The organism is Vibrio sp. nBUS_14 (assembly GCF_051201655.1).
GTDB lineage: Bacteria > Pseudomonadota > Gammaproteobacteria > Enterobacterales > Vibrionaceae > Vibrio.
In genome coordinates, this window is record NZ_CP179206.1 from 903319 (window position 1) to 926966 (window position 23648).

Annotated in this window: 22 protein-coding genes and 1 other RNA gene; 15 read left to right on the top strand and 8 right to left on the bottom strand. The window is 42.6% G+C overall.

Going from position 1 to position 23648, the window contains the following annotated elements:
* The first annotated feature begins 139 nt into the window (after positions 1-139).
* Both drt2 and ACMAZD_RS04140 read left to right on the top strand, forming a co-directional pair.
* Positions 140-1570 (top strand): antiviral reverse transcriptase Drt2, encoded by a 1431-nt coding sequence (gene drt2, locus ACMAZD_RS04135; RefSeq protein WP_435248673.1) that lies wholly within the window; start codon positions 140-142, stop codon positions 1568-1570.
* 675 nt (positions 1571-2245) lie between these two features.
* Entirely contained in the window at positions 2246-3274 is a 1029-nt protein-coding gene (locus ACMAZD_RS04140; protein ID WP_435247188.1) for an IS630 family transposase, read from the top strand.
* On the opposite strand, the gene ACMAZD_RS04145 is transcribed toward ACMAZD_RS04140, so the two are convergent.
* The 3 genes from ACMAZD_RS04145 to smpB all read right to left on the bottom strand — a co-directional run bounded on the left by ACMAZD_RS04145 (position 3244) and on the right by smpB (position 5840).
* Positions 3244-4827: a DUF6538 domain-containing protein gene (locus tag ACMAZD_RS04145; protein ID WP_435248674.1), complete on the bottom strand. Its 1584-nt coding sequence runs from the start codon at positions 4825-4827 to the stop codon at positions 3244-3246. The genes ACMAZD_RS04140 and ACMAZD_RS04145 overlap by 31 nt on opposite strands.
* A 94-nt stretch (positions 4828-4921) precedes the next feature.
* Positions 4922-5288: a transfer-messenger RNA gene (ssrA, locus tag ACMAZD_RS04150) on the bottom strand.
* A gap of 66 nt (positions 5289-5354) precedes the next feature.
* Positions 5355-5840 (bottom strand): SsrA-binding protein SmpB, encoded by a 486-nt coding sequence (smpB, locus tag ACMAZD_RS04155; protein ID WP_004735156.1) that lies wholly within the window; start codon positions 5838-5840, stop codon positions 5355-5357.
* Positions 5841-5959: 119 nt separating this feature from the next.
* Here smpB and ACMAZD_RS04160 point away from each other — a divergent pair, with 119 nt between their 5' ends.
* The gene (locus ACMAZD_RS04160) at positions 5960-6388 is read left to right on the top strand and encodes an SRPBCC family protein (RefSeq protein ID WP_435248675.1); all 429 of its coding nucleotides are present in this window, start codon (positions 5960-5962) and stop codon (positions 6386-6388) included.
* A 3-nt stretch (positions 6389-6391) separates the two neighbouring features.
* Positions 6392-6703, top strand: a complete 312-nt coding sequence (locus ACMAZD_RS04165) for an RnfH family protein (protein WP_435248676.1) — start codon at positions 6392-6394, stop codon at positions 6701-6703.
* Between the two features lie 200 nt (positions 6704-6903).
* Here ACMAZD_RS04165 and bamE read toward each other — a convergent pair whose 3' ends face one another.
* From bamE to nadK, 3 genes are all read right to left on the bottom strand, one after another.
* A complete protein-coding gene (bamE, locus tag ACMAZD_RS04170) occupies positions 6904-7263 on the bottom strand; it encodes an outer membrane protein assembly factor BamE (protein WP_435248677.1) in 360 nt (119 codons plus the stop codon).
* A 167-nt stretch (positions 7264-7430) separates the two neighbouring features.
* Positions 7431-9095: a DNA repair protein RecN gene (gene recN, locus ACMAZD_RS04175; protein ID WP_435248678.1), complete on the bottom strand. Its 1665-nt coding sequence runs from the start codon at positions 9093-9095 to the stop codon at positions 7431-7433.
* Between the two features lie 293 nt (positions 9096-9388).
* On the bottom strand, positions 9389-10273 hold the full coding sequence (nadK, locus tag ACMAZD_RS04180; protein WP_435248679.1) for an NAD(+) kinase: 885 nt from the start codon (positions 10271-10273) through the stop codon (positions 9389-9391).
* Positions 10274-10416: 143 nt separating this feature from the next.
* Here nadK and grpE point away from each other — a divergent pair, with 143 nt between their 5' ends.
* From grpE to dnaJ, 4 genes are all read left to right on the top strand, one after another.
* The gene (gene grpE / locus ACMAZD_RS04185) at positions 10417-10998 is read left to right on the top strand and encodes a nucleotide exchange factor GrpE (protein WP_435248680.1); all 582 of its coding nucleotides are present in this window, start codon (positions 10417-10419) and stop codon (positions 10996-10998) included.
* A 392-nt stretch (positions 10999-11390) separates the two neighbouring features.
* Positions 11391-12665, top strand: a complete 1275-nt coding sequence (locus ACMAZD_RS04190) for a dicarboxylate/amino acid:cation symporter (RefSeq protein WP_435248681.1) — start codon at positions 11391-11393, stop codon at positions 12663-12665.
* Positions 12666-13120: 455 nt separating this feature from the next.
* Entirely contained in the window at positions 13121-15034 is a 1914-nt protein-coding gene (gene dnaK, locus ACMAZD_RS04195; protein WP_435248682.1) for a molecular chaperone DnaK, read from the top strand.
* 305 nt (positions 15035-15339) lie between these two features.
* Positions 15340-16488: a molecular chaperone DnaJ gene (gene dnaJ / locus ACMAZD_RS04200; RefSeq protein ID WP_435248683.1), complete on the top strand. Its 1149-nt coding sequence runs from the start codon at positions 15340-15342 to the stop codon at positions 16486-16488.
* Positions 16489-16646: 158 nt separating this feature from the next.
* Here the strand turns inward: dnaJ and ACMAZD_RS04205 are convergent, their stop codons facing one another.
* Positions 16647-17129 carry a type IV pilin protein gene (locus tag ACMAZD_RS04205; protein ID WP_435248684.1) on the bottom strand — a complete coding sequence of 161 codons (483 nt, stop codon included), beginning with the start codon at positions 17127-17129 and terminating at the stop codon, positions 16647-16649.
* Between the two features lie 140 nt (positions 17130-17269).
* Between ACMAZD_RS04205 and tnpA the strand changes: the two genes are divergently transcribed.
* The 7 genes from tnpA to tadA all read left to right on the top strand — a co-directional run bounded on the left by tnpA (position 17270) and on the right by tadA (position 23257).
* Positions 17270-17698: an IS200/IS605 family transposase gene (gene tnpA / locus ACMAZD_RS04210; RefSeq protein ID WP_140150538.1), complete on the top strand. Its 429-nt coding sequence runs from the start codon at positions 17270-17272 to the stop codon at positions 17696-17698.
* Positions 17699-17711: 13 nt separating this feature from the next.
* Positions 17712-18218 (top strand): GspH/FimT family pseudopilin, encoded by a 507-nt coding sequence (locus tag ACMAZD_RS04215; protein WP_435248685.1) that lies wholly within the window; start codon positions 17712-17714, stop codon positions 18216-18218.
* Positions 18199-18831 carry a PilW family protein gene (locus ACMAZD_RS04220; RefSeq protein WP_435248686.1) on the top strand — a complete coding sequence of 211 codons (633 nt, stop codon included), beginning with the start codon at positions 18199-18201 and terminating at the stop codon, positions 18829-18831. Before ACMAZD_RS04215 ends, ACMAZD_RS04220 begins: the two co-directional genes overlap by 20 nt.
* On the top strand, positions 18828-20168 hold the full coding sequence (locus tag ACMAZD_RS04225) for a hypothetical protein (RefSeq protein ID WP_435248687.1): 1341 nt from the start codon (positions 18828-18830) through the stop codon (positions 20166-20168). Before ACMAZD_RS04220 ends, ACMAZD_RS04225 begins: the two co-directional genes overlap by 4 nt.
* Positions 20158-20607: a type IV pilus modification PilV family protein gene (locus tag ACMAZD_RS04230; protein WP_435248688.1), complete on the top strand. Its 450-nt coding sequence runs from the start codon at positions 20158-20160 to the stop codon at positions 20605-20607. Before ACMAZD_RS04225 ends, ACMAZD_RS04230 begins: the two co-directional genes overlap by 11 nt.
* A gap of 297 nt (positions 20608-20904) precedes the next feature.
* A complete protein-coding gene (locus ACMAZD_RS04235) occupies positions 20905-22467 on the top strand; it encodes an AbgT family transporter (protein WP_435248689.1) in 1563 nt (520 codons plus the stop codon).
* Between the two features lie 223 nt (positions 22468-22690).
* Positions 22691-23257 (top strand): tRNA adenosine(34) deaminase TadA, encoded by a 567-nt coding sequence (gene tadA / locus ACMAZD_RS04240; protein WP_435248690.1) that lies wholly within the window; start codon positions 22691-22693, stop codon positions 23255-23257.
* 56 nt (positions 23258-23313) lie between these two features.
* Here tadA and ACMAZD_RS04245 read toward each other — a convergent pair whose 3' ends face one another.
* Positions 23314-23448, bottom strand: coding sequence for a hypothetical protein (locus tag ACMAZD_RS04245; RefSeq protein ID WP_017106613.1), 135 nt, complete (start codon positions 23446-23448; stop codon positions 23314-23316).
* Between the last annotated feature and the right edge of the window lie 200 nt (positions 23449-23648).

Consider the following 23648-nt stretch of genomic DNA (forward strand, 5'->3'; position numbering starts at 1 on the left):
GTTTGTAACAGATTGTCAATGTATTTACTCTTGGCTAGCCAAGAGAAGGTCATGGATAGGAAGCGTAAGGTTATCATCGTATAGTCTCCTGTGATTACATAATAAATCATTTCTAATAGTTTGCGGTGCGTGCTTCTTAGTGAAGCCAGATAATTGGTTTGACCAGTTAGTTAAAGCCCAAGAGGATGCTACGGAAAGGCCGCTCATTCCATTTCTCTTGGGTTTTGCTAGAACACACTCTATGACTCATAAAAAATCTTCTCAGTGGTATACAAAGCGAAATTACCTGCATTTTGACCAATCGGTATCAGAAGTGAAGGCACAACGAATCGTAATGAATAAGAAAGTGGTTTCGACTCATGCCTTCTTCCCATTTATTTCATATACCTTTAATACATCTAAACTTGCTCGTGATGTTGCTACAGATAAGCTTTATCAAAAACCAAAGCCTCGCTCAGTTGCGTACTCTTCACATATTGATAGTCATATATATGCTTATTACGCTCAGTTGTTGTCTGAACGTTATGAAGAAGCACTTAAGCAAAAGGGATTAGAAGAAAATGTATTGGCGTTTAGAAAAATAGACGGGAAGAGCAATATTCATTTTGCGAACGATGCTTTTAATGATATCAGGCTATTTGGTACTGGACATTCAGCGGTAGCGTTAGATTTTTCTAAATTTTTTAATACATTGGATCATCAACTTCTAAAGCTAAGTTGGTGTGAGGTTTTAAAGGTAAGCCAACTACCTTCTGACCATTACAACGTTTTTCGTTCTTTAACTAAGTACTCTGAAGCAGATCGAAATGCTCTATTTTCGATGTTTGATATTTCTCCCTATAACCCCAAGGCTCAAGATTCTCAGGGTAAAAAACGAAAACAGATCTGCTCAATTTCTGACTTTAGAAGTAAGGTTAGAAAAAATGGATTAATACAGACTAATCGCTCGGGAGAGGGGATCCCGCAAGGCTCGCCCATCAGTGCCTTATTATCTAATATCTATATGCTTTCTTTTGATGAAAAAATGCGAGATTTTGTAGCTTGTCATGGTGGTAAATATTATCGCTATTGTGATGACATGTTGTTTATTGTTCCGACAAGTATAAGAAGTGATGTTGAGCAGTTTGCGATTCAAGAGATTGGTTCTCTGAAGGTTCAGATCAACAAAGACAAAACAGAGATAAGAGACTTTAAATTAAGCGATAACGTATTAACTTCTTTTGATGAGCATGGTCAGAAAAAGACACTTCAGTATTTGGGCTTTTTGTTTGATGGAAACTCGATCTATTTGAGATCTACAGCCTTGGCTAGATACTCGGAAAAGATGAAAGGTGGAGTGAAGCTCGCAAAGGATACAAGGGATAAAGAAAACCGAATCCGAAAGACTAAAGGTGAGCCGAAGCAAGATCGCCTGTATAGAAAGAAGTTGCACCGTTTGTACTCTTACCGAGGAAAGAGAAACTTTTTATCATATGGATATCGAGCGGCTAAGATCATGGATAACTCAAGTAGCATTAAGAAGCAACTGAAGCCATTGTGGGGAAGATTGCAGGAAGAAATAGCAAAGTAGAATATTAATTGAGATCTATTATCATTTATTCCCTCAAGAAAATGTGTTATAACTATGATAACTGTTATAACTATTTTAAAGTTATAAATTTAATATAAGGCTCAAGCGTTATTTTGCTTTAGCACACTTCGAAATCTTCACCTTCTTCTTAAAAAAGCAGTGCGTCAAACAGCACTTCTATTGCGCCATTCCGCACTTTCAGTGCGCTATTCGGCATTTCTAATGCGTTATTACGCACTTTCGCTATAGTGACACATATTTTCTTATCTTAATGTTTGCTTAACGCTTAGCGGACAGTTGAAGATGTTTACTATATACCTAAGCAAACACATTCGGGTGTCTGCTTAGTATATGAGCTTTGTGATTCACAGAAACAAGCTTTTGTGTCCTATTCGTATACACGAGGCTTAAGGCTGTTTAATGATGGTATGATTTCTTTCCAAGACAGCATTTCAACGACAGGATGCAGTACAGAAGGGCAGAATTTACTACCGTATAGATCAAAAGCGATTGAATTGTGTTTATGCCCTACGATAGCTTCAGCAAACCGAAGTTCGATAGATGTTTTTTGTTTATAGTAATCGAGAATTGTGTGTCGATACGAGTGAAAAACTTTATACCCGTGATCATTGAAGATGCTTGATTTTCAATGAAATCAGGATCATGCTACTCACCATGAAAATGGTACTAACTCCTGAGCAAAAACAACAACTCGAACAGATGCACAATACTGAGCGTGATCGTCGAGTATGCGACCGTATAAAAGCGGTCTTGCTAGCTTCCGAAAGTTGGAGCCCGCCTATGATCTCTCAAGCCCTTCGTATCCATGAATCTACAGTTGCTCGTCATCTTAGTGATTATGCTCTATCTGAAAAACTTAAACCTGAGAATGGCGGGAGCCAGAGTCTACTTTCTGATACTCAGACGATGCAGCTCATCGAGCATTTGACTGAGAAAACCTATTTTCATACGCGTCAAATCGTTACTTACGTCGAAGCTGAATTCGGTGTGAGCTACACCGTTTCTGGGATTAATAAGTGGTTACATCACCACGGTTTTGCATACAAAAAGCCCAAAGGTGTACCACATAAACTAAAGCCTGAAGAGCAGCAAGCATTTATCGAGTATTACAACGAGGTACTTAAGCCCAAGGATGCGCCTGTACTTTTCATGGACGCCGTTCATCCAACTCAATCAACAAAACTTAGCTGTGGCTGGATCCGTAAGGGACAGGATAAGCTAATTGAAACGACAGGTAGCCGCACTCGAGTGAATCTAATCGGTGCTCTGTCATTGAAAAACATCAGCGCAACGATCACAGATACTTATGAAACGATAGATAGCGAGAGTATTGTTCGCTTCTTTTGGAAACTCAAGAAAGAGCATTATCCACTAGAGCAAACCGTGCATATTGTGCTTGATGGTGCAGCCTACCATCGGTCAGAAATGGTTAGGAATGCGGCAAAAGTACTCAATATAGAGCTTCATTACTTACCCCCATACAGCCCAAACTTAAATCCAATAGAGCGGCTTTGGAAAGTAATGAATGAGCATGTGAGGAACAATGTCTATTTTCCCTCCAAAACAGCATTCACCTCTGCTATCAAAAAGTTTTTCGATGTGACGTTACCAGAAGTTGCAGGCTCACTTGTATCCAGAATTACAGATAATTTTCAGGTACTGATACCTGCATCTTCAAGTTGAAAGGGTATAGTCTTTTTAGGGAAGCCTAGACTTGACTTAAATCGTCCGAACCATTTACTTGCTACACCACCATAACCGTTCTTCTCAGTATATGTTAATCCATCAAATAATAGCTCTTTCCCCTGACGAGAGTTCACATAGTTGATAAATCCAAGTTCAATAAGATCTGAGTGAATGGGAACGATTCGAACTGAGGCTAGATTTTTTGTGCGCTGGTTTCCACTATCTCTTTTGATGTCGAGACACCATATACCTTCGATTTCTCTTACATCTGTAGTATAGAGTTGACACAACTCGTTGATGCGAGCACCTGCATACAAGCCTAAAAGGGGGAGCCAGTATCTGTATTCTTGGTTCTTTCGTTTAGTCTTAGAGAAGTTGAGAGACTGAAAGATATCTTGGCTAAAAATCAAATCCAGTTCTTCAAGTGAGAATGGATCTCGATCTTCAATTTCATTAGTGGCTTTAAACTTGATCGCCTCGAAGGGGTTATAATCAATGAGCTTGTGCTGTATTCCGTACTTTAAGAGGGATGAGCACTTCTGAATATAATCTTCAACAGTGCTCTCTGATAAACATTCGTGTTTTAGTTTTTTATTTTTGTTGATGGCTTTAATTATAGATAGGTCTTTGAATTCTTTTTTCTTATTAATATTGCTTGGCATCGCTAACAGAAGTTTTTTTATAGCTAATGCGTCAGATCTTTCGAGTTGTTCTAATGGACGGCTTTTTAGTAGTTCATCTACGACAAGAACTTTCTTTTCAGTCGCTACTATTGTTTGGTTAGCAATACCTTCTCCCAGCTTTTCTTCTTTATATAGCTCGAATAGTTTGAGCATGGTTATCTTAGGTTTTGAGTCGGTTTTTTTAGTGACCGTATCGATTGCCGAACGAGTGCTTTTTGGTAATGAGTGACTATGGGAATAAAGAGAAGGGGTAAGCCTATAGTTAATAGCATTCAAGCTTTCTATAGTTTGCCTTGCTGTTTCTAAATCTGCTACTCGTAAAGCTTCTTGAGCGGCTTTTACGTAACGAAACACCTGTTCAAGGTACTCTTTGGCTTGAAAGTAGATAGGAAGGGATGTGTCGAGAATATAGCTATACCCATTCATTCGATCTAGCTCTCGAATAGCAAGTATTTCAGGAGTCTCATTTCCTAATATCAACGATTCAGTTGGAGATAGTAGCTTGCTCTTTAATTCACTATCAATGACCTCAAGGTGTGCTGGGTCAGTGAATAGTTCGATGCTGTCTGCTAAGTAAGGGTTATGGCTGAATGGTTCAATAGCAGCATTAATTTTATCAATACTTATTTGAATATTTAGGGCAGTAAGACTTTTGGCTCGATCAAGATCAAATGTAGGTAAACCTTCGGACATGATTTTTCTGATTTCTAACTCTAATGATAATGCACCTACTTTAGCATTATTCAAGTCGGATGTGCGGAGGCTACGCTTGATCTCTTTACGGTTCTTGAAGAGGTGTTGAAAGCGAGAAGGAACTTGAAAGCGAAAGTGCCAGATTCCCTTTGCTGTGAGTGAAAGATATTTCATGATTTAGTACCTAGTTTTAGTACAAATCAATTTTCCGCAGACATTAAATGAAAAAATGGCGATAAATCAAAGACTTATCGCCATTCCAAACGTTTGGTGGAGCTGGCGGGAGTTGAACCCGCGTCCAAAAATCATTCATCATTGGTACTACATGCTTAGTCGATCTTTAATTTCACCAGCAACCTGCGAACCGACACGCTAGTTAAAGGCTAACCTGAATTGTTATTCGCGCTTTTCCTCTCAGGTGGGAGAATCCGCGCTAGCTAGTTTGGGTTTGATCTCTTATTGGTCCCCGTCTTACGAGCGGAAGCTAGGGTAAGAGAGCTCTGAGCAGGTTATTAAGCTGCTAGTGCGTAGTTTTCGTCGTTTGCGACTATTTTTTTGCGGCTTTTAACGTGGCCAACCGCCCCACGGCATGCACCTCAGACTTCAAAATTCCTGTCGAATCCTAAATCAGCCCCAAGTGTTATTTGCATAGTACCAGAAAAGCTTTGCCTGTCTAGCACTGTGCGTTTAAGTGCTTAAAATTAACGCAAATTACTCTTCATAATTCGTGCTTTATCTCTCGCCCAATCTTTTTCTTTCATATCAGTACGTTTATCGTGCAGCTTTTTACCTTTCGCTACGCCAACTTTAATCTTCGCCCAAGAACGAGACCAATAAAGCGCGGTTGCGACAAGTGTCATGCCTTCACGGTTAATACGACCGATAAGGTTATCGAGTTCTTTTCTCGACATTAGTAGTTTACGGATGCGTGTTGGGTTCGCCACGATATGAGTACTCGCTTGAGTGAGCGGAGTGATCGTCATACCACTGATGAATGCTTCGCCGTCTCTGATGTAGACGTAGCTTTCTGCGATATTGGTTTTGCCTTCACGTAGGGATTTTACTTCCCAGCCTTGTAGCTCAAGCCCCGCTTCTATCTCATCATCGATGAAATATTCGTGGCGAGCTTTCTTATTAAGCGCAATGGTATTGCTACCGGCTTTTGATTTTGATTTATTTTTTGCCATAATGGCCTCATTATACGGATTGCACCCGAGTTGGGGAATCCTTTTTATTTGCGCTCTGGCCCAATACCATTAAAATTGCAGTTTGTGTTAATGTAACGCTGTCTTTAACAGGAGTCTATATGCCAAAGGTTACTCGTTCAGCATTAGTGTCGTTTAGTGCTGACCAGATGTTTAGCTTGGTCAATGATGTTGCTCGTTATCATGAGTTTTTGCCAGGGTGTTCTGGTTCACGTGTGATCGAATCTTCATATTCAACTATGGTGGCTTCGGTTGATGTCTCTAAAGCGGGTATCAGCAAAACATTTACTACCTCTAACCGTTTAGCGGATGGTGCTGAGATCTTAATGGAGCTGGTGGACGGCCCATTTAAGAAACTGCAGGGCGGTTGGTATTTCACTCCGCTCGACGATCAAGCGTGTAAGGTTGAGCTTAAGTTGGAGTTTGAATTCTCTAGTCGAATGATTGAAATGGCTTTTGGTAAGGTTTTCAATGAACTGACGAGCAATATGGTCAGTGCTTTTACTCAACGAGCGAAACAGGTTTACTAAGCCATGACTATTGAATCAGATATGATCCACGTAGAAGTTGTGTTTGCGCTTCCGCACGAGCAACGTGTGTTTACCTTGGTGTTGAACAAGAACGCGACCGTTGAAGAGATCATCGCACAGTCTGGTGTTTTGGAGTTGTATCCAGAAATCGACTTAACGAAAAACAAGGTTGGCGTATTCAGCCGTAACGTTAAGTTAGATGCGACGGTTCGCGATAAAGACCGTATCGAAATCTATCGAGCATTGTTAGCTGATCCCAAAGAGATTCGCCGTAAGCGTGCTGAACAAGCAAAAGCGGCAGCAGCTAAATCATAACGCAAAACAAATTTAAGTAAGAAGAGAGCTCGCGATATTGGCGAGCTTTTTTGTGCCTGTTGGACAGGTAATGATGATTAATTTGTTACAGAATATTAAAAAGCCTGCTCATGTGAGCAGGCTTTTGCGATTCTTGTTTTGTCGACTGAGAGTTTTGTCGACTGAGAGTTTTGTCGGCTGATAGCTTTGTTGACTGAAAGCTAGCGAAGGCTTTCGAAGAACTCGTCACTGGCTTCAAAATCACCATTGACCGTAACTAATGTGCCAGTGGCATCAAAGTTCACGACTAGGTTTTTCTGAATCGGGTCTTCATGGCCTTTAGTGTGGTAATAAATGTAGTACCACGTGTCTGGGTAGCCGTTTTCGATAAGCATTGGTGAGCCCATAACGTAACGAACTTGTGTTTTTGTCATGCCAAACTTGAGCTGTTCGACAGCTTCTTGTTCAACATAGTTACCCTGATTGATGTCAATTCGATAAACCAACTTCTCTAGTAGAGAGCAACCGGTCAACATTGTTAGTGCAAGTGGAACTGCAACTAACCACTTTTTAATTCGCATAGTTTGAGATCTTTCTTCGCTAAAATACTGCCTGATAATAAACAAGCTCCAGCAAGAAGTAAAAAGCTCCTTGCGCTTTGAGCTTGTTATGACTGGCAATTTTGAATTAAGTTGCAAAATTGCCGAGAATTTTTGGTAAATTATCAGAAAGTTGCTGAATATGTAACCTAAGCTGCGATTAATAATTCTTTTGCGTTGGCCAGCGTCGATTCGGTAATTTGGCTGCCACCAAGCAAGCGAGCAAGTTCTGATATGCGTTGTTGCTCATCCAAGGTATGCATTTGAGTTTCTGTTTTCCCCGATTTGGTGTTTTTAGCCACGAACAACTGTTGGTGCCCGCAACCTGCCACTTGAGGTAAGTGAGTCACACACATCACTTGGGTTGATTCACCCAGAGTACGCAGCATTTTTCCGACAACTGCAGCCGTTGGTCCACTGATACCCACATCGACTTCATCGAAAATCAGGCTTGGTGTATCCACTTTTTGAGCTGTGATCACTTGAATCGCTAATGATATACGTGACAGTTCACCACCAGAAGCCACTTTAGCAATTGGCTGCATCGGTTGACCTGGGTTGGTGGACACAATAAAGGTCACGTTATCCATACCTAGTGGCGATGGGTGCATGTTAGTATTGTTCACTTCAATAGCAAACTGCGCTTTTTCCATGCTGAGTTCGTGCATGCTTTGCGTGATCAGCTTGTTGAGCTCTTTTGCGTAACGAGTGCGAGACTTATGAAGCTTCTCTGATTTGGCAACGAACGACAGGTATTGGTTCTCGACATCATTGGCCAATTCATCCAGTTTTTCATCAGAGCAATCCAGCGCTTCGATTTGTTGCAGCAAGTCTTGGTGATGATTATACAACTCTTCTGGCAACACATGATGCTTACGTGACATCGACATTACTTTTGAAAAGCGTTCTTCAACGTAAGCCATACGGCCTGGATCGACATCAATGCTGTCTAGGTAAGTTCTTAACTCGTTGTTGGTCTCTTCAATCTGAATAATGGCTTCGGAGAGTAGGTTTGGCAGCTCAGCCAGTCTTTCGTCTAGGTCTGCTAACTGAATTAGGGAGTGATTGGCCGATTGCAGAATACTAAGCGCATTAACTTCTTCGCCTTCGTAAATAAGCTCGATAGCCTGTTGGCAGGTTGAGGCCAATTCTCCGCTATTGGAGAGGCGCTTATGCTCTTGTTCGAGGTCTTCATATTCTTCCTCCCCAATAGACAGCTCATTTAACTCTTTGATTTGGTATTCAAGAAGTTGTTTTTGAGCTTGGTTTTGCTGGCTGTTTTCTCGTAACTCTTTTAAGTGGTTATCCGCTTGTCGCCATGTTTGGTAAGCGTTACGAGTCGATTTCAATAGATTCAAATGGCCAGCGTATTGATCAAGCATCGCCATTTGATAGTCACTTTTCATCAATTGATGGTGCGCATGTTGACCATGAATGTTGATCAGCAGTTGGCCTAGAGATTTCAGTTGTGAAAGAGGAACTGGGCTGCCGTTGATGAATGCACGAGAACGACCTTCTTTAGAGATGGTTCTACGTAATATGCATTCACCGCCATCAAGCAGTTCATTGTCTTCTAACCAGCGGGTCGCATGCAGATTGTTCTCAAGTAAAAAAGCGGCACTGACTTCGGTTTTTTCTTCACCTTGTCTTACCATTCCTGCATCTGATCTTCCTCCAAGACATAAGCCTAAAGCATCGATCGCGATAGATTTACCTGCACCCGTTTCACCGGTGATTGTTGTCATGCCTTTAGAGAGTTCTAGCTGTAAAGACTTAACAATAGCGAAATTGTTAACACTGAGATGAGCCAGCATTTTTATTTACCTGTATAACTGAACAATACTGTATATAAGATCAGTATATACTGTTTCTTTATACAGTAAAGTCGGCAAGTGAAATTTTTTTGCGACAGCTCTCAGAATTGAAGTTGTCCGTAGAACACTGAAACTGCTATAGATTCCCAATACAGTCGTTCCTCCCTTTTGGGAGTGACGGTGTGATGGATTGGCGGGAAGATAGAAATGGCGGGCTTTTGATCGGCAATAAAAAAGGCTGACGAATGCGTCAGCCTTTCAAATTTTCGGTTACTTCTGGAGCGTTTATTCTTTTAGAACAGCTTACTCGACCAACCTAGTTTGTTACGCAGGACATGGTAGTAGTTGTAGTCTTTAGGGTGGATCAGCTTGAGCACATTCGGGCTTTGATAAATGTGGATCTCATCACCAGGAGAAACAGGCAGCGAGATTTGACCATCGCAGCTGACTTCTTGAGTTCCGCGGTTGTCAGGCGAGACGATAAGCTTGATTCGACGCTTTCCATCAACCACTAATGGTCGGCTTGAAAGTGTGTGCGGGAACATTGGCACTAATGAAATTGCATTTAGGCTTGATGACAGAATGGGGCCACCGCCTGAAAGCGAGTAAGCTGTTGAACCCGTTGGGGTTGATACGATCAAGCCATCAGAACGCTGAGAGAAGGCGAAGCTGTTATCGATATACACTTCAAACTCGATCATGCGTGCAACTTGACCAGGGTGAAGTACGGCTTCATTGAGTGCCGCGTTGTGGCTTTTTATTTGGCCATGACGATGTATCTCTGTTTCGAGTAGGAATCGCTCTTCTTCCATAAACTCACCTTTAAGTACATCGGTGAGTGAGGTTTGGAAGTTTTCAGGGTTCAGATCTGTCAGAAAACCTAAATTGCCTCGGTTAACACCGATGACTGAAATATCGAAACGCGACAAAATACGAGCGGCCCCCAGCATATTGCCGTCGCCACCGACAACAATCGCGAGATCAGCACGTTTTCCTAGTTCAATTAAGCTAGAAAAATGTTTTTTGGGGATATCGTCTAAAATAGTAGCGAGTCTGTCATCAACAAACACTTGATAACCCTCAGCACTTAACCACTGATAGAGCTCTCTATGAGTCTGAATTGCTTGCTGATCTCGAGGTTTACCAATAATGGCGATGACTTCAAATGGCTTTTTCATAAGGTTTCCAAACGAATTAGGCTTGAATCAAAATTCTTCATCCCCATAATAAAGGCAAGTTGAACGTCTATGCGAGTGTTTTATATCAATTTGGGGTGCAAATACACCTGTCACTTGCATTGAAAACGAATTCTGGAGAGATCATGAGCAACGAAGAAAACAAAGTAACGGAAGCTGAGCTAGATCAAATCATCGCTGAAGCTGAGAAAGTTGAAGAAGCTGAACTGAATGAAGAGTCTGTTGATGAGCAAGAAGCAAAAATCGCTCAACTAGAAGCTGCATTGCTATCTAGCGAATCTAAAGTGAAAGAGCAGCAAGATTCTGTACTACGCGCTAAAGCTGAAGTTGAGAATATGCGTCGTCGTACTGAGCAAGAAGTGGATAAAGCACGTAAATACGCGCTAAACAAATTCGCTGAAGGCCTACTGCCTGTTATCGATAACCTAGAGCGTGCAGTACAAGCTGCAGATGCTGAGAATGAAGCGGTTAAGCCAATTCTTGAAGGCGTTGAGCTAACGCACAAAACGTTCGTAGACACAGTGGCTAAATTTGGTCTGACAGAGATCAACCCTGAAGGTGAAGTATTCAACCCTGAATACCACCAAGCAATGTCTATTCAAGAAAGCCCAGATCACGAATCAAATACTGTGATGTTTGTTATGCAGAAAGGCTACGAGCTTAATGGCCGTGTTATTCGCCCTGCAATGGTAATGGTTGCTAAGTAATTGAGTTACCGTTTGCTGAGCCGTTGATTGTTGCAATTGTGAAGTAAGAAAATAGCGGCGACAAAATAATTCACTGGTTAACGTAAAATGAAAAGAGAGGCATATGTCTCTCTTTTTTTATGTTTGTAACTTGAGAGCCCAAGTAAATAGTCATCAAAATCGCATTAAGAATGTCGTTCTTTTTATTTTATCCAGATCAGCGATTTAGAGTTTTATATTATAAAACTGGTTGTTATGTGAGAAATGTTTCGACGTCACACTTGTAATATTTTTGTAAATAAATACTTTTAATTGTTATCTTTGTATGTAAAATCCACTGCGATATAGCGATTCTAGTCGCATATATAACTATAAAAGTACAAATTTTAAACACAACAAACTGGAGAAGAACGATGGATAAATCGCTCTCAAGTAAGATTTTTGTAGGCTTGTTTGCTGGCCTAATTATTGGTACTGCTATTCAGTACCTATTCAGCGGCATTGCTATTTTTGATACGTACCTACTCGGCGCTGCTGAAGGTGCTGGTGGTATGTTCGTATCACTTATCAAGCTGCTTGTAGTACCTCTTGTATACGTATCTATTGTTTGCGGTATCGTTGAGCTAAAAGATATTCGTTCATTCGGTCGTCTTGGTGGTAAAACCTTTGGTCTTTACATTATTAACACCATCATTGCGATTTCAGCAGCTCTAACGATTGGTCTTATTTTCCAACCGGGTGCTGGTGCGAATTTAGCGGGTACAGTTTCTGAGACAATTGCGCTTACAACAACTGAAACGCCAGATATCTTCTCTCTTGTTGTTAACATCGTTCCTAGCAACCCTGTAGAAGCCTTTGCAAGTGGTGACATGCTGCAAATCATCTTCATGGCTATTCTGACTGGTCTTGCTATCCAAGCTCTTGATTCTCGTGGTGGCCCAGCTATCAAGACATTCAAGATGGCCAACGAAATCATGATGAAGCTTATCGGCCTAGTAATGAGCCTTGCGCCATACGGTGTGTTTGCTCTGATGATTCAATTAGGTGCAACACTTGATGCAAACACGCTAATGTCAGTTGCTGGCTATGTAGCGCTTGTTGTGGCAATGCTTGTGTTTTGGATCTTCTTCTTCTACCCAATGATGGTTGGTTCATTCACTGGTATTTCTCCAAAGCAGTTTCTACGTGCAACTCGTGAGCAAGTTCTATTCTCACTATCGACGGCAAGTTCGAACGCGACAATTCCAGTAACAATGCGTACTCTAACGGACAAACTGAACGTATCTAAGTCAGTAGCAGGTTTCGGTGTACCACTGGGTGCAACAATGAACATGTCTGGTGTGTCTATCTACATCGCACTAGCAACTATGTTCGTAGCAAATGCATTTGGTCAGCCAATCAACACTGCTGATATCTTTACTCTCGGTCTAACTATCTTGCTACTGTCTATCGGTGCTGGTGGTGTTCCCGGTGGCGGTGTTGTTATGGTCGGTGTTCTATTGCACCAACTAGGTTTGCCACCAGAAGGCCTAGCGATTGTTGCTGCTGTTGACCGTATCTGTGACATGTTCTGTACTTCTTCTAACGTTGTTGGTGACACTGCGGTTAACACTATCGTAGCGAAATCTGAAAACGAAATCGGCGTTGAAACTAACGAAGAAGCTGAGCTACAGAAAGCAGAAGCATAATCAGAGACTTTTCCTTTATAGATTGAATCTAAGTTGAAAACCTGAATAGATAAACGGAGCCCAAGTGGCTCCGTTTTTTATTGGGGGAGGAGGGCACTTTATCTTCTTTAACTGAGAGTGAATGGCTTTGTGAGGGAAATCTGTCTGACTAGTCTTTTTACCAGAAACAGAACTTTGCTATAGCAACGGATAATCGAAAGTTGATAAACCCAGTTATGGGACTTATATAGGCGGTAATGATATGTATTCGTACCTAATTATTCCTTTTATTAAAATAAATGAAAAAAAATCCATTTTTACCCTTGAAAAGGCTTTGTGAGCCCTTATCTATGGTGCATACGAAAGCAAATTACATTTGCACTTTAATTTTGTGTATTAGGGTTGAATCCCTGATTCCCACCCCCACATATGTGGGTATAGCAAAAACTAAATAATATATATTCGGAGATGGCCTGATGGGTAAAATCATTGGTATTGATTTAGGTACTACTAACTCTTGTGTTGCTGTTCTTGACGGCGACAAACCACGCGTAATTGAAAATGCTGAAGGCGAACGTACAACAGCATCGGTAATCGCATACACAGAAGGCGAAACGCTAGTTGGTCAACCTGCAAAACGTCAAGCTGTTACTAACCCTCAAAACACACTATTCGCAATTAAGCGTCTAATTGGTCGTCGTTTTGAAGATGAAGAAGTTCAACGCGATATCGAAATCATGCCTTTCAACATTGTTAAGGCTGACAACGGTGATGCATGGGTTGAAGCGCAAGGCCAAAAAATGGCGGCTCCTCAAGTATCTGCTGAAGTTCTTAAGAAAATGAAGAAAACAGCTGAAGACTTCCTAGGCGAAGAAGTAACTGGCGCAGTAGTAACTGTTCCTGCTTACTTCAACGATGCTCAACGTCAAGCAACGAAAGATGCTGGCCGTATCGCTGGTCTAGATGTTAAACGTATTATCAACGAACCTACTGCTGCTGCTCTGGCTTACGGCCTAGACAAGCAAGGTGGTGATCGCACTATCGCTGTATACGACCTTGGTGGTGGTACATTCGATATCTCTATCATCGAAATCGATGAAGTAGAAGGCGAGAAGACTTTCGAAGTTCTTTCAACTAACGGTGATACTCACCTTGGTGGTGAAGATTTCGATAACCGCATGATCAACTACTTAGTAGATGAGTTCAAGAAAGAGCAAGGTATCGACCTTAAAGCTGATCCACTAGCAATGCAGCGTGTTAAAGAAGCAGCAGAAAAAGCGAAAATCGAGCTTTCTTCTACTACTCAAACTGACGTAAACCTACCTTACGTTACTGCTGATGCGACTGGTCCTAAGCACATGAACATCAAAGTGACTCGTGCGAAGCTTGAGTCTCTAGTTGAAGACCTAGTTCAACGTTCTCTTGAGCCACTAAAAGTTGCTCTAGCAGATGCTGAACTATCTGTAGGCGAAATCACTGACGTTATCCTAGTTGGTGGTCAGACTCGTATGCCTATGGTTCAAGCTAAAGTAACTGAATTCTTCGGTAAAGAGCCACGTAAAGATGTGAACCCTGACGAAGCTGTTGCAATGGGTGCTGCTGTTCAAGGTGGTGTACTAGCGGGTGAAGTTAAAGACGTTCTTCTTCTAGACGTTACTCCTCTATCTTTCGGTATCGAAACGATGGGCGGCGTAATGACTAAGCTTATCGAGAAAAATACAACTATCCCTACTAAAGCGGATCAAGTGTTCTCTACAGCTGAAGACAACCAAAGCGCAGTAACTATCCACGTTCTTCAAGGTGAGCGTAAGCAAGCGACTTACAACAAGTCTCTTGGTCAGTTTAACCTAGAAGGTATCCAACCTGCACCACGTGGCATGCCACAAGTTGAAGTAACATTCGACCTAGATGCTGATGGTATCCTGAACGTATCTGCTAAAGATAAAGCGACAGGTAAAGAGCAGAAGATCACTATCCAAGCATCAGGCGGTTTGTCTGAGGAAGAGATCGAAGCAATGGTTCAAGAAGCAGAAGCTAACAAAGAAGCTGACAAGAAGTTCGAAGAGCTAGTAACTGCACGTAACCAAGCTGACCAAATGATTCACGGCACTAAGAAGCAAGTAGAAGAAGCTGGTGAAGCTCTACCTGCAGACGAGAAAGCTAAAATCGAAGCAGCTATCGAAGCTCTAGAATCAGTTAAGTCTGGTGACGACAAAGAAGCTATCGACGCTAAAGTTCAAGAACTTATGCAAGCAGCTCAAAAGCTAATGGAAATTGCTCAACAGAAAGCTCAAGCTGAACAAGCTGGTGCTGACGCTGGTGAACAACCTAAGCAAGACGACGATGTGGTAGACGCTGAGTTCGAAGAAGTAAAAGAAGACAAAAAATAATTTTTCGTCGCTATAACACGTGATTTCTTCGTCGAAGGTACTCACTTACACTTGCCTTTTGGTTGGTTAAGAAAGTCCGTGCCTTCTCCTTGACCTATCGTGTTTTAGCTTAGAAAAAGTCGTTTTTCGATTTCTAAATATACGGGCGTCAGAGGTAACTCTCACGCCCGTAAATTTGTATTTAGACTTGTCGATCTAGATAATAGCTTTATTCGGTGCTTCAGCCGGCAGAACTTTTATCTAGATTGATACACAGACTACTGAAGTGATCATTCGGTAGTAGCAATTATTTGGTGACCTAGAACATGTCAAAACGTGATTTTTACGAAGTATTAGGCGTAAGCCGCGATGCATCAGAGCGTGATATTAAAAAAGCGTACAAACGCTTAGCGATGAAATTCCACCCGGACCGTAATCAGGGTGATGACAGCGCAGCAGACAAATTTAAAGAAGTAAAAGTAGCGTACGAGATCCTAACCGATACTCAAAAGAAAGCAGCTTACGACCAATACGGCCATGCAGCTTTTGAACAAGGTGGCATGGGTGGCGGCGGCGGTTACGGCGGCGGTGGCCAAGGTGACTTCGGCGATATCTTCGGTGATGTGTTTGGCGATATCTTTGGCGGCGGTCGTCGTGGTGGCGGTCAAGCGCGTGCACAACGTGGTTCTGATTTACGTTACAACATGGAGCTTTCTCTAGAAGAAGCCGTTCGTGGTGTATCTAAAGAAATTGAAGTACCAACACTTGTTGAATGTGATATTTGTGATGGTAGCGGCGCTAAAGCGGGTTCTTCTGCACAAACGTGTGGTACTTGTCATGGCCACGGCCAGGTACAAATGCGCCAAGGTTTCTTTGCGGTTCAACAGACTTGTCCTACTTGTAACGGTAAAGGCAAGATCATCAAAGACCCATGTAACTCATGTCATGGTCAAGGTCGCAAACAGAAGACGAAAACGCTTAACGTTAAGATCCCAGCAGGTGTTGATACTGGTGATCGCATTCGTCTATCTGGCGAAGGCGAAGCAGGAGAGCACGGCGCTCCGGCTGGCGACTTGTATGTACAAGTACACGTAAAAGAGCACAACATCTTTGAGCGTGACGGCAACAATCTTTACTGTGAAGTGCCAGTTAGCTTCACAATGGCTGCGCTAGGCGGTGAAGTTGAAGTTCCGACACTGGATGGCCGTGTAAACCTTAAAGTGCCTGAAGAGACACAAACGGGCCGTATGTTCCGTATGCGTGGCAAAGGCGTGAAAGGTGTTCGTGGCGGTGGTGTGGGTGACCTAATCGTTAAGCTAGTAGTTGAAACACCGGTTAAGCTAAGCTCTCGTCAAAAACAACTTCTTCGCGATTTCGAAGAGACATGTTGTGGCGAAGCGGCGAGCAAGCATAAGCCAAAGTCTGAAGGCTTCTTCAGCGGCGTTAAAAACTTCTTCGATGATCTAACTAAGTAATTAGGTTATTGATAAAATTAGAAAAGCCTGCTCATGTAGCAGGCTTTTTTGTGTCTATAGATCATAGAAAAAGAAGAACCTAACAAGGAAGAAGATTAAAGAAGAAAGAGCTGAGATTTCGGGAGATAAGATTTAGCGTCCTTTGGTATTTTATCTTGTCACTTCCAACACGCTTCTGGCTCCGAAACTCCTGATTGGTGCAATTCCAAAATATCGGTCGTCGAATCTAAGCAGTCATCGCTTGTCTGTGGTGAAAGTGGTTCAGCCTGAATCGAATAGGTCGTGCTGCTAGCCGAAACTGCTAGCGTGTAGCGACTGGTATCCGTATCGCAAAACAAACATGTTCCTCCAGAAATAATACTCTCCGCAGCGGACACGTAGCTTCCCGTGTATAGCGTTTCCATCTCCAATTGTATCTTTGTCATGTCAGCTATCGCTGTGACTCGATGCGCCTTGATTACATGGTTTGTATAACTTGGATAGGCAATGGCGCCGAGTATCCCCATGATGGCGACAGCGATCAATAATTCGACCAATGTCATTCCTTTAATGCTTAAGTTGCTGTGGTTGCATATATTTCTTCGAATCATCGCGAGTAGTTTCCTTTCATATCTCTGCCTATTTTTCTCCGGTGGTAGCATCGACGCAAGATTAAATACGGTTACGCATCAAATTACATAGGGATTTGGGAAATGACTCGCGGGTTTACTTTATTCTGTGGATACAGAAAACCACGGGTTTACCCGTGGATGAATGCCTTTGGAGACGGTACGATGGATAAATGCAATATTACACCTCATCCCATAGTGTCTACTACACGAAGTATCACGTAGTTTGGGTAACTAAGTACCGTCGGAAAATCCTGAATCCTGGTATGTGCAGCTACCTACGGAAGGTTATGCCAAAGTTACTGCGAAGTTTACCTGGCGTTGAGATTGAGACGATAGGCTTTGATGAAGATCATCTGCATATGATGATGCTTATCCCACCGAAATACAGTATTTCAGACGTCATGGGTAAACTAAAAAGCCAATCGTCGCACCACATGCGAAAAACGTTCAGTTGGCTAAGTAAGGTTTACTGGAAAGAGAACATTGTGTGGTCGCCAGGTTACTTTGTCAGTAGCGTAGGCGTGAATGAACAAGTTATAGCGAATTACGTTAGACACCAGGGCGAAAAGGATTCTGGTCAACTCCGCATGGAGTTGTAACAGTAAGTACCCCGTGCATGCACGGGGGTATCTACTAGAGCTGTTAATAACGGTATCGGTTTTGTCGATTCTGATAGCCACGGCTGCCCCGAGTTTTAGTTCTGTCACGCAAACCGTGAAGATGCAGCGATTGGCTGGCGAGTTAAATGGTTTTCTTATTCAGGCTAAGTCAGAGTCAGTAAAAAGGAATCAAGATCTTTGGGTTCATTTCTCGATGGAAAAGAATGAAGTGCAATCAACTGGAGGTTGGACTATTTGGTTAAAACCGACCGAAGACTTGTCAGGAGAAACCTTACTGCAGTTGTCGGGCGAACCCTTTCGTGATCTCTCTTTTTCTCATAACTATACCGGAGACAGAATCACCTTTGAGAGCGTTCGTGGAAGACCCTCTCGAGGGACTCTGTATCTGGCGCCTAATACAGTTTCAACCGATCGGCTTTTGATCAAATTATCTAGCCCTCCTGGGCGCATTAAGGTGTGCGGCGAGTCGAGCGCGCAGTATGGCTATGAAGCGTGTTAAGCCGATAATGGCAGCGTCTCACAAGCAACAAGGTACATCACTGATTGAATTGATGGTGGCCTCTGTGATTGGCGTGTTTGCTATTTCAATTATCGGCAGTGTGTTTATTACGGGGCAGAGAATCGCTAAAGATAAAGGTATTGAGCTATTGCTGCTGCAAAACCTAACCAGCACCATGCAGGTGATGAAAGAAGATATCCAACGAGCGGGCTACGATGGTGCTAATGGTTACTCAATTAAGTTATCTGGCGCGAGTAACACCATCCAAGTGAGTGGCGGTGTTGCGGTTGGTTTTGTTTATTTCAGACAAGGCTCAAGTGACGATAAAGATCATCGACATATCGTTTACCGCAAGGATGGGACTAGGCTGAAAATATGTGAAAAGGGCATACTTGTATCTGACGACCTCCTTTCGTTCAATGAAGTCACGGGTTGTTATTCGCTATTTGATGACAGCCTCATCGAAGTAGATGAACTCAATATTACTTCTCAGGTATTGGAGCAGAATTCTATAAGGAGCACGCTTACTGATATTAATATTACAGCGTCAATTCCAACCGCAGGTGTTTCCAAATCTGTTTCTGTTTATGTTAAGCAGAGGAACTGGCAATGATGATGTTTAGAAAGCAACGTGGTGTGGTGACTTTATTGATTACGTCAGTGCTTTTAATTGGTGCTTTAGTGGTGACCTTAGGCACGTATCGCAGTGTATTCCATCAAATTAAAGTAGCTCAAAATGAGGTGCAAGGAAGGCAAAATCATTGGCGTTCGGAAGGTGGTTTAGAGTGTGCATATTCCTATCTACGTGAGCTCGATAAAACCGTTTTAGATATCAAAGATGCCAGTGCTCGTCCTGCCGACTTTTCTGATTGGTGTTCTCCTTATGATAATGAACCGCAAATTGAGGTTTCGGATAGTGCGAGTTCCATTGCTTATATTATTGCATCGACAACTGATACACAGCTGCTGTCTAAAACCATTCGTGAGAGCTCTCAGTTAGGAGGTGGGGCGATTCAATCAACAGGGCCGATTGAGATCATTGGTACATTGAGCCTGAAGCCTACAGTAAAAGAAGAACCGATCAGCGGTAATGAATATGAGTGTGTTAGTGTTACTTTTGCTGACCTTTTTACTTACCAATACGATTCAACACATGGTGATTTAGGACAAACGTTAGGCTTAGAAGTGCTCGACCCAAGTGCGGATGGCCCGTTTTCTGGTTTTGATGGCGTATGTGATAGCGAATATAAAACGGAGATCCCCAAAGGCAATTCAGGAAGTCGCTATTCAATTTATGCGCCAGACTCCTCTCAAGGAACAAATCAGCCTCCCTTCCAAAAAGATTTTAATCCCGATCCAAATATGAGCCCGTTTTATACTTTCTTTGGTATCGCGAAAACGGATCAAAATATTGTCGACTTATCACAAGACACTGATCTTTTTAAGCGCGTGCAGATACTGAATGCGACAGAGTGTGGCACCGAAATTATGGACCATTTTACTCTAGGGCAAACCAAGGGATTGTGGGTTGAGGGAAATTGCCATATCAATTCAGCGCTTGCTGCCGCCAACAATCAATCTCAACTTCTGGTGATTCAAGATGGTGTGCTCGCGTTAAATGGTGCCATGGCTTACAACGGTGTGATTTATCATTTGGTCGACTATCAAAAGAGCCATGTTAAAACTCGTATAGACGACTTCTGGAAAGCGCTTGTCACTCCCAATGTATTTGCTCCTTTTATCAAAGACATCGATGACGCTACCGTCCTGAAAAAAAGTGTTGGGATTCAATTTGCCTCTGATTTACCTTCAGGTGGCCTTATCTTTGATTCGCCACTTGGTGTGACAACGATTGTTGGTGATATGGATTTGGATTTTCGTTCAGAATCTAATGCGAGTGATCCGCCTGCAATTTACCAATGGAAGCGAGGATCATGGAATGACTTCTAAACACCAAGGTTTCAGTTTGATAGAGGTGCTTATCTCTTTTTTGCTCATAGGGGTTGCTTCGTTAGGGTTGGTTAAATTACAGATTTATGTTGAACAAAAATCGGACTTTGCTCTCCACAGTGTTGAAGCGCTGTATTTTGCTGAAAGGCAGATGGAGTATTATCGAACTCGGGCGTCTAATGCGAGTGGGGCGGTAGGTTTAATTCCTTTTTCGGAACTCAATCAAGTGAGTTACTGTCTGAACACGACAAGTTCAGTTCCCTTGTCCGGCTTATCTGGCTCTGCTTATGTGATGACATGCGAAGTGACAAATGCCAACGGTGCTTTGTCTGGTGCTTTGAAAAACATTATTGTGACAGTTGCATGGCAAGATCGTATGAACAAATCACAAAGCATTTATCTAGAAACTATGCTATCCAAATACAGTGAGTTTGACTGATCCCTAAGCAAGCGTTTACTGCATGCCAAGGCACACGACACTCCTTTTACCGACACTTTTCATTTCTAGGACATTGTTTGCGTACTAGTTAAATGGCTGTATATGGAATGGTGTTTTTTGTGTTTTTATATTGTTGCCGTTGCATTGTATTTTTGCAAAATATGTCTCCATTTATGGAAAATAAGGTGGAATATTGTGCTTTTTTATGGCGACTTTAATAGAATATGTGCTGCACCAATAGGCCGTGGTCAAAACTTATATTAGGCCTAAACAAATAACATCACATATGGAGTTACCATGAGTAACCAAGCCGTAAAAAAAGCACCATCGACTGAGAAGACCAGTGGGATGGACCGCTTTCTAAACTTCATTGAACGCGCCGGCAACAAAATTCCAGACCCAGCAATTCTGTTCTTCTGGGCTCTAGTTATCGTATGGGTAGCATCTGCACTTTTGTCGAATCTTTCATTCGACCTAATCAACCCTCAAACGGGTGCTGCTCTAGAAGTTAACAACCTACTAACTGGTGAAGCGCTTGCTAGCTTCCTAGCGAATATGGTTACCACATTCACAGGTTTTGCACCGCTAGGCATTGTACTTGTTGCTATGCTAGGTGTTGGCGTTGCTGACTCTTCAGGCTTCATTACGACTGGCCTTAAGAAGATGCTTAACTTCACGCCAGCTAAGCTACTAACGCCAATGCTAATTTTGGTTGCTATCGTGTCTCACACAGCAGCTGATGCAGGTTACGTTCTAGTCATTCCTCTTGGCGGTATCATCTTCCACGCAGCGGGTCGTCACCCTCTAGCGGGTATTGCAGCAGCGTTTGCTGGTGTATCTGGTGGTTTCTCTGCGAACTTCATTCCTTCAGGTATTGATCCTCTACTAGCAGGTTTCACTCAAACAGCGGCAAACGTTCTTGACCCTGCATACGTGGTTAACCCTCTAGCGAACATCTTCTTTACGGGCCTATCTTCCGTTCTAATCGTTGCTATCGGTTGGTACGTAACAGAGAAGATCATCGAACCTCGTCTTGCTAACACTCCTGTTGATGAAGATGCAGAACAAGCACCTGATCTAGGTACCTTCACGGCGATTGAATCTAAAGCATTCAAATTTGCTGGTTGGGCAATGGTTGCAGGTATTGGTCTGCTTATTGCTGCTTTGGTTCCTGAAAACTCTGCACTTCGTTCGCCTGAAGGTGAACTAACGGCGTTCTCAGCACCAGTGATGAAGTCTATCGTTCCTCTGATCTTCATCCTGTTTATTATTCCGGGTATCGTCTACGGCCGTGTTGCGGGTACTTTCAAGAATAGTAATGATGTTATCAAAGCAATGTCTGAGACGATGGCAACGATGGGCGCATACATTGTAATGTCGTTCTTCTGTGCTCAGTTCCTATCTGCATTCGCTCAATCAAACATCGGTACTATGTTGGCACTTTACGGTGCTGAAGGCCTGAAAGCGATGGATCTTCCTGGTGAAGCGACAATCGTTGGTATGATTCTACTAACGGCTGCAGTTAACCTTCTTGTAGGTTCTGCTTCTGCTAAGTGGGCACTGATTGGTCCTATCCTAGTACCTATGCTAATGGTTGTGGGTATCTCTCCTGAGCTATCTCAAGCGGCTTACCGTGTAGGCGATTCAGTGTCTAACATCATCTCTCCACTAATGGTGTTCTTCCCACTGGTTGTTGTTTACTGTCAACGTTACGTTAAGTCGACAGGTATCGGTACTCTAGCTTCTCTAATGATGCCATTCTCGATTGCTATGCTAATCGGTTGGTCAATCTTCCTGCTAGCTTACTGGGCTCTTGGTATCCCACTGGGTATCCAAGCACCTTACACTTACACTATGTAAGATTGAACTAAGCAAAATTAAGCTTTATTCATTACTAAGCCCGCACCGAAATGTGCGGGCTTTTTCTGTTATTTAGATAGAGATATAGTTAAAAGTAAAAACTAACCTCTATTATCTAGCACGTGGTTATTGTTCACATCTCTTTGTTGTTCATCATCACTAAGATTAGGTATGCTTCACCGCATACTTTTTTGTTTCTATTGTTTGCTTTTTGGAGTCTCCTTTGTCAGACCATCAATTCACCCCTCAAGATGAAATCTTCATGCGACGAGCCATCGAAGTAGCCAAAAAAGCGGAGAGTGAGGGAGAGGTGCCCGTCGGTGCCGTGTTAGTAAAAGATGGTGAAATTATCTCTGAAGGATGGAACCGTTCGATTGGCAGCCATGACGCAACAGCGCACGCTGAAGTGGAAACCTTGCGCAAAGCGGGGCAGGTTCTGGAAAATTATCGACTGCTTGATACCACCTTGTATGTCACGCTTGAGCCATGCCCTATGTGTGCGGGTGCCTTGTTACACAGCCGAGTGAAGCGCATTGTTTTTGGTGCGCCAGATCTAAAAGCGGGTGCTGCAGGGACGGTGTTGAATTTGTTTGAGAGCCAAGCTTCTTATCACTATGCCGATGTTGATCACGGGCTATTAGAGGATGAGTGTCGCGAGCAACTACAGGCGTTTTTTAAACGACGTAGAAAAGAGATCAAAGAGAAGCGAAAGCTTGAGCGTTTGCAGGAAGAGCAGCGTTTAGAAGCCAATAAGGCAAGTGACAAGAATAAGGACAGTAACAATAGATAGAAGCATGCTTCGGCACTCTCATTGCAAGAGTGCCGCAGAAAACTTACTCGGTATCTTTACTCAGAAAGTATCTGCATGAAAGCACGGTTGCGCCAAATGATCTTTTTCTTATTATTTGAAAGCATACGCTTACGACGGTTTGCAGCAACGGTCTTATCAAGGCGTTTCGATTTCAGTTTGTTCTTCATCATTTCAACGATTTCCTATTTGTCGTCTGGCTTTGTAATTATGACTTCAGTTTTAATTATAGTGGTTATTTGTTTATGAGCTCTGTCGCGAACTTAGCGATACCTTTTGAGTAACCATCGCGATGGCCAGTGTCTGAATACAGCAGAACACATGGCGCTTATGGTGTGTCGTTATAAAGTTCGATTGTTACTGCAATATGACA